We start from the raw sequence: 1,389 nt of genomic DNA, 5'->3' as shown, positions 1-1,389 counted from the left end.
TGCGCTTCCCCTGAGATCGTGGAGACCGAACCTGGGAGAAGGTTGGGTCGTTGGATACCGAGAGACGCTCGTTCGATCCGGAGTTCCGGGCCGGAGCGGTGCGCATCGTGCAGGAGACCGGCAGGCCAGTCGCGCAGGTGGCGCGTGATCTGGGAATCAACCAGTACACGCTGCACAACTGGGTGAAGAAGGATCGGCTGGCCGGTTCTGGCGGGAACGGAGGCGGCACTCTGTCCAAGTCGTCCAAGGGCTCGGGGCTGAGCGAGTCCGAGCGCGAGGAGCTGGCGCGGCTGCGCCGGCAGAAGGCCGAGATGGCCCGGCGGCATGCCGAGGAGAAGGCCGCGTGGGAGGCCGAGCGCGCTCAGCTGGAGATGGAGCGTGATGTCCTCAAGCGATCAGTGGTCCTCTGGGTGAAGGAGGCGGAGGGCCGGTGAGCGTGGCGGCCTTCATCGCCGACCAGAAGACCGGCCACGATGTTCCCCACGCGGTGGCCTGCAGGGCGCTGGGTGTCTCGCAGTCCTGGTTCTACAAGTGGAGACAGCGCATCGGGGTCCAGGCGCCGACCGGGCGGCAGCGTCGGCGGACCGAGCTGGACACTGCGGTCCGCCGGTCCTTCGAGGCGTCCGGTGGCACCTACGGGTCCCCGCGGATCACCGACGACCTGCGTGAACAGGGGTGGCGGGTGTCGGAGAACACGGTGGCGGCGCGGATGGCCGAGCTCGGCCTGGCCGGACGGCCCGGTCCGCGCAGGCGCCGGTCGCTGACCCGCCAGGGCAGGCGGCAGGCGGCCCCGGACCTGGTACGCCGCAACTTCAACGCTGTGGCCCCCGACCTGCTGTGGGTCGGGGACGTGACGCAGATCGACACCGATGAAGGGCCGCTGTATCTGGCCACGGTGGAGGACATGTTCGCCCGCCGGCTGCTGGGGTTCGCGATGTCGCAGCACCATGACGCGGACCTGACGATCGCGTCGCTGCAGATGGCGGTGGCCACTCGCGGCGGCGATGTGGACGGGGTGATCTTCCACTCCGACCGCGGCAGCGAGTACACCGCGTCCCGTCACCAGGCCGTCTGCCGCCGGCTGGGCGTGACCCAGTCGATGGGCAGGGTCGGCTGCGCGCTCGACAACGCACCGGCCGAGGCGTTCAACTCCACCCTGAAGGTCGAGTACGTCCACCGGCACCGGTTCGCGACCAAGGCCGAGGCCCGGTTGAAGATCGCGACCTGGATCACCGGGTTCTACAACGTCCGCCGTCGGCACAGCGCCAACGACGGGCTACCGCCGGTGGTGTTCGAGCAGCAGATCACCGAGAAGAGGAGGGCCACAACAGCCCACTACGCCGGGGCCAAGGTGGCATAACCAGTCTCCACACTTTCAGGGGATTGACA

The 1,389-nt window shown here is 68.9% G+C and carries 2 protein-coding genes; both read left to right on the top strand.

Annotated elements, in window-relative coordinates:
* The first annotated feature begins 50 nt into the window (after nt 1-50).
* Entirely contained in the window at nt 51-434 is a 384-nt protein-coding gene (locus ACTWPP_RS44915) for a transposase (protein WP_358471019.1), read from the top strand.
* Nucleotides 431-1,360, top strand: coding sequence for an IS3 family transposase (locus ACTWPP_RS44910; RefSeq protein ID WP_443110604.1), 930 nt, complete (start codon nt 431-433; stop codon nt 1,358-1,360). The genes ACTWPP_RS44915 and ACTWPP_RS44910 overlap by 4 nt, the downstream gene beginning before the upstream one ends.
* Nucleotides 1,361-1,389 lie beyond the last annotated feature (29 nt).

Origin of the sequence: Actinomadura sp. 3N407 (assembly GCF_052245875.1) — a bacterium.
Lineage (GTDB): Bacteria > Actinomycetota > Actinomycetes > Streptosporangiales > Streptosporangiaceae > Spirillospora.
Note: the sequence above shows the minus strand (reverse complement) of the source record. Positions and strands in the feature narration are given on the sequence as shown.